At 38.5% G+C, this 4571-nt stretch carries 6 protein-coding genes and 1 tRNA gene; 5 read left to right on the top strand and 2 right to left on the bottom strand.

All coding sequences use genetic code 11. From position 1 onward, the window contains the following. The first annotated feature begins 107 nt into the window (after positions 1 to 107). Both ACXJIE_RS06755 and ACXJIE_RS06750 read left to right on the top strand, forming a co-directional pair. Positions 108 to 509, top strand: a complete 402-nt coding sequence (locus ACXJIE_RS06755; protein WP_456480203.1) for a tetratricopeptide repeat protein — start codon at positions 108 to 110, stop codon at positions 507 to 509. After that, complete coding sequence (locus ACXJIE_RS06750; RefSeq protein ID WP_456480202.1) at positions 509 to 1198, top strand: metallophosphoesterase; 690 nt, start codon at positions 509 to 511, stop codon at positions 1196 to 1198. The genes ACXJIE_RS06755 and ACXJIE_RS06750 overlap by 1 nt, the downstream gene beginning before the upstream one ends. Here the strand turns inward: ACXJIE_RS06750 and ACXJIE_RS06745 are convergent. Together ACXJIE_RS06745 and ACXJIE_RS06740 are read right to left on the bottom strand one after the other, a co-directional pair. Further along, entirely contained in the window at positions 1195 to 2067 is an 873-nt protein-coding gene (locus tag ACXJIE_RS06745) for a YfdX family protein (protein WP_456480201.1), read from the bottom strand. The genes ACXJIE_RS06750 and ACXJIE_RS06745 overlap by 4 nt on opposite strands. Before the next feature lie 149 nt (positions 2068 to 2216). Continuing rightward, a complete protein-coding gene (locus tag ACXJIE_RS06740) occupies positions 2217 to 2807 on the bottom strand; it encodes a LysE family translocator (protein WP_456480200.1) in 591 nt (196 codons plus the stop codon). A 41-nt stretch (positions 2808 to 2848) separates the two neighbouring features. On the opposite strand from ACXJIE_RS06740, the gene ACXJIE_RS06735 reads away from it, so the two are divergent. The 3 genes from ACXJIE_RS06735 (at position 2849) to ACXJIE_RS06725 (ending at position 4570) form a co-directional block, all read left to right on the top strand. Beyond that, positions 2849 to 3928, top strand: coding sequence for a pyridoxal phosphate-dependent aminotransferase (locus ACXJIE_RS06735; RefSeq protein ID WP_456480199.1), 1080 nt, complete (start codon positions 2849 to 2851; stop codon positions 3926 to 3928). Between the two features lie 110 nt (positions 3929 to 4038). Further along, positions 4039 to 4344 carry a F0F1 ATP synthase subunit C gene (locus ACXJIE_RS06730; protein WP_456480198.1) on the top strand — a complete coding sequence of 102 codons (306 nt, stop codon included), beginning with the start codon at positions 4039 to 4041 and terminating at the stop codon, positions 4342 to 4344. 139 nt (positions 4345 to 4483) lie between these two features. After that, positions 4484 to 4570: transfer RNA gene (locus tag ACXJIE_RS06725), tRNA-Leu, on the top strand. Position 4571 lies beyond the last annotated feature (1 nt).

Here is a 4571-nt window from a genome sequence, read left to right as displayed (position 1 = left end):
CGAATTTGAAGATGACGACGACGGCTTCGGCTGTGTCGCCTGAGGATAACAAAAGCTCCGGGGTCCGGAGACACTTTTTGATATAATAACCCAAAAAAAGGATAAAAATGAAAAAATTGCTGATAACGGTATTTTTAACAGTTTCGGTATTCGCCTCAAAACACGGTCAGACGAACGATCCCGACTTACAGCTCGCACTTGAGGGCAAATACGATCAGGCCCTTAAAGGGTTTGAAAAAAGATGCGATAAAAACGAAGCGTACGCCTGCGGAATGGTCGCATATTTTTACAATAAGGGGTTCGGTGTAAAAAAAGACGACAAAAAAGCGTTCAAATATTATGAAAAAGGCTGCAAATTAAACGATACGGACAGCTGCACCATTTTAGGATACTATTACTACAAGGGAATTTTGGTAAAACAGGATGTGAAAAAAGCTCTGACTTTACTTAAAAAAGCCTGCAAACTCGGCAATAATGACGCATGTAACTATATAAAAAACCTTCACTGATGAAATACGTAATCTACGGGGATATTCACGGATGCCTTGAGGAGTGGGAGGAGTTAAGGAAACTCATTCCTAAAAACTCCTTCGAAATCTGCGTAGGCGACATTTTGGACAAAGGCCCGTACCCCGTGGAAGCACTGCGGTATGCGCAAAAAAACGGAATTTTTTCCATTATGGGAAACCATGAATATAAACACCTAAGAAAATGGTGGGGAAGAAAAGTCATTTTAGACGATGATCAGCAAAAAGTTTATCCCCAATTAAAAAAAGAGGATTTCGAATATATAGAATCTATGCCGTTTTTTTTAAAACTAAATCATTTAACGGTTATTCATGCGGGAATAAGTAACAGACTTTATCTTAACAATCCTAAGCTTAATTTAATGACACTTCTTTTGTTTATGCGCGATGTTGATGAGAACGGAAAATTTCTGCCATTAAACCATAACAATCCGAACGCTTCTTTCTGGGCCGACGTATACAACGGTCACGAAGGTTTTGTAATTTACGGTCACTCCCCTTTTAAAAACCCTTACATCAAAAAAAATTCGGCAGGAATCGACACCGGGTGTGTATACGGAAACAAACTTACCGCGGTGGTTATTCCAAACACCCTCAAACCATTCGAATACGAAATCATTCAGGTTGAGGCAAGGCGCAGGTACGCCGAACCTCATATACCGCTTCGTTAACTGTTTTCTTTCTTATCGGCCTGCGGCATTTTTGTAGGAGCTTTTACTTTATTAAATCCGCTCATAAACGAACTGAGTTTTGTTTTAAGGTTTTCAAAAATACCTTTCGTACCCTCATCCCCTTTGAGTTTGCTTTCTGTTTTTTCAATCTCCTCAAACAGATCTTTATAATCGCTTTCAATCTTGCCGTATCCTAAAGCCTGGGCTAATTTTAGCTGTTCTTTTGCGTATTCAAGCAGTTTTTTCAATTCCTCTTTTTCCGCATTGTCGTTGTCTTTAGTAAGCTCACTCGCTTTAACTATCGTTTTTTCCGCTCTTAATACAGGCAGAGGAATAACTACTTTCTCAACAATCAGAGTTTCAAGGGCTTCTTCGATAAGAGCTTTAGCTTCTTTAAACTTGCCGTCTTCCACCAACGGAACAACCGCTTTCATTATTACCGGATAACTTCCTATCGGCATTGCGGTTATGTAAATGTCAAGCTCGCTCGCCAAATTCAGCATAATATCCCTTGCCAACGCCACTTCACCGCTTTTTATTAATGTAACCACTTCCGTTTTCGCAATTTCAACATCTTCAATTTCACCCGGAAAATCAATAACCTCTTCCCTCACTCCCACAGGTACTGCCTGAAGGGATGGATCTTTTGCAACCAACACCTCAAGTTTACCAAGCACTTTTTCAATCTGTTTTAAAACCTCTTCTTTATCCTCTTTTTCTAAAAGTTCTACAACTTTTACAACCGCATTAATCGCATCCGTAGCTTCTTGCGTAATTTTTTGCACTCTTTCATCTACGTAATTTTCTTTCGCCTCCTCTACATTTTTTGTAACCTCTTTATTTTCCGCCGCTTTTTTTACTTCTGACATTTTATCCTCCTTAAAAGTTTTAATTATTATACAACATTGATTATATATTTGTCAAGATTTTTTAGTATAAATATTTATTAAAGTTGAATAAATTAATTTAGTTATTGGGCGGAAATATCCTTTTTACGGAAAAAAGAAACAAAATTCAATTATAAGGAAAGAAAGGCTTTGTATGCGGTATAAAAAAGTGAAATTGCGAAAAACAAAAAAAGAACCGATGATATTTTATTTACTGCGTTTATGATTTTTTCTTCAATGTCGAGTTTTGAACTGAAATATGCGGCCGTTAAAAAAGCCGCCGAAATACCTGCATAAAGGCTGAGAAGACTTAACATAACATTCTTACTCATAAACGGAGTGATTACCACTGCAAAAAAAATCATCGCCTTAGGATTTGAAAGATTTAATATTAAGGCCTCTTTGTAAAGATCGGCTTTTTTGAAACTGTCACAGCTTTTTTCGATATATACCTTTTCATTAAACACTGCCTTTGCTATTTTTAAAAGATAAACACCCCCTAAAACTCCCACTATCATCTGAAAATACGGATTATGCCCCACGCTTCCAAGCCCTATTCCCACAAGTATTAAATAGACTATATTTCCCGTGAGAATCCCCGCAACCGCAAAAAAAGCCGAAGTTTTTCCCTTGCAAAGCCCCTGTCTGATCACGTAAAATATGTCGGGTCCGGGTGTCAGTGCCGCAAAAAAGCCCATACTTGCCAAAATAACATATTCCATTTACACCCTTTTTGATAAAATTATACAAAAAAGGCGCATTAATGAAACCGTTTATAGTAATGGATGTTTTAAAAAAGGCAAGAGTTCTTGAGGATGTAATTCATCTTGAAATAGGAGAGCCGGATCTCCTGCCTTCTCAAAAAGTAAAAAAAGCTATTGAAGATGCGGTTGAAAACAACAGGTTTTTCTATACCGAGGCAAAAGGGCTGAGCGAATTAAGAAAAAAAATTTCACTGCATTACAAAACAATGTACGATGTCGACGTAAATCCGGATAATATTATAGTTACCACCGGAACGTCGACGGCCTTTTTAATGGCTTTTTACTTCGGCAGAATTATCGCAACCCCTACCCCCGGATATCCCTGTTACGAAAACTTCGCCGAACTCGAAAACAGAAAATTTGTCAAAATCCCCACAGCTTTTCCCGAATATAAAATCAGCGTAAACGACCTTGACAAATACAGTTTCGATACGCTGATGATTTCTTCTCCGAACAACCCCACAGGCACCATTTATAATAACGAAGATTTAAAATCCGTCTGCAGCTACTGCGAACAAAACGGCAAACTCCTTATAAGCGACGAACTCTACCACGGACTTGTATATTCCGATAATTACACCACCGCCCTTAAATACAGTAAAAATGCCGTAATCATAAACGGATTTAGCAAATATTTCTGTATGCCGGGGCTCAGAATAGGCTGGATAATCGTTCCGGACACTCTTGTAAGAGATGCTGAAATAATCGCACAAAACATTCTGATTTCAGCCCCCACCCTTTCGCAGTATGCAGCGCTTGAAGCGTTTGATTACGAATATCTCGACACAGTAAAAAATGAATTTCAAAAAAGAAGGGATTTTTTATATGAAGAGTTAAAAGACGTTTTTCCAATAGCCAAACCCGAAGGGGCGTTTTATCTGTGGTGCGATATCGGTAAATACTCCGATAATTCGCTTGAATTTTGCAATAAACTTCTTGAAGAGGCAAAAGTGGCGACAACACCGGGAGTTGATTTTGGCAACTTTAACACTTACATAAGAATAGCATACACCAAAAACATTAACGAACTTGGAATTGCGGCAAAAAGAATAAAAAATTTTTTAAAAAATATTAAATAACTATTAATATTTCCGAAATTTTTGGTTATAATTTCAGTGCGTTACGTGTTAAGTAGGGATACGCAAGCCGAACGGACGTGGCGTAATAAAATATCACAAAAGGAAGAAACATGAAAAAAATCGTAGCTCTTATGGCAGTTTTCGCAGCATTTGCTTTCGCAGCGGACGGTGACACAATGATTAAAGCATACAGCGTAATTGCAGCTGTTGTAGGTCTTGGTCTTGCGGCGCTCGGTGGTGCAATCGGTATGGGACACGCTTCTGCGGCAACTATCGCCGGAACTGCAAGAAACCCTGGAATGGGCGGTAAACTTATGGGTACAATGTTCATCGCATTGGCGATGATCGAAGCGCAGGTTATTTACGCACTTGTACTTGCTCTTATCGCACTTTACGCTAACCCGTTCTTAGGTTAATAAAAACCCTCTTTCGGGTTTTTTGTTTTCAGCAATAAAGTGACAGACACTTTTTAAATATATATTTTCTTAATTTTTTTTAAAACCTTTAAAAATTTTATTGCATATTGTTTTTCATTTTGATATAATTTCACTCCATGCGACGGTGGTGGAATTGGTAGACACGCAAGGTTGAGGGCCTTGTGGGCGTTAGCCCGTGAGGGTTCGAGTCCCTCCCGTCGCACCAT

This window comes from Nautilia sp., assembly GCF_053994455.1.
This window is presented reverse-complemented; position numbering and strand designations above follow the sequence as displayed.

Bases quoted from the DNA above. Each gene is read 5' to 3' on its own strand.
- ACXJIE_RS06755 (WP_456480203.1), top strand. From the start codon at position 108: ATGAAAAAATTGCTGATAACGGTATTTTTAACAGTTTCGGTATTCGCC.
- ACXJIE_RS06750 (WP_456480202.1), top strand. From the start codon at position 509: ATGAAATACGTAATCTACGGGGATATTCACGGATGCCTTGAGGAGTGG.
- ACXJIE_RS06745 (WP_456480201.1), bottom strand. From the start codon at position 2,067: ATGTCAGAAGTAAAAAAAGCGGCGGAAAATAAAGAGGTTACAAAAAAT.
- ACXJIE_RS06740 (WP_456480200.1), bottom strand. From the start codon at position 2,807: ATGGAATATGTTATTTTGGCAAGTATGGGCTTTTTTGCGGCACTGACA.
- ACXJIE_RS06735 (WP_456480199.1), top strand. From the start codon at position 2,849: ATGAAACCGTTTATAGTAATGGATGTTTTAAAAAAGGCAAGAGTTCTT.
- ACXJIE_RS06730 (WP_456480198.1), top strand. From the start codon at position 4,039: ATGAAAAAAATCGTAGCTCTTATGGCAGTTTTCGCAGCATTTGCTTTC.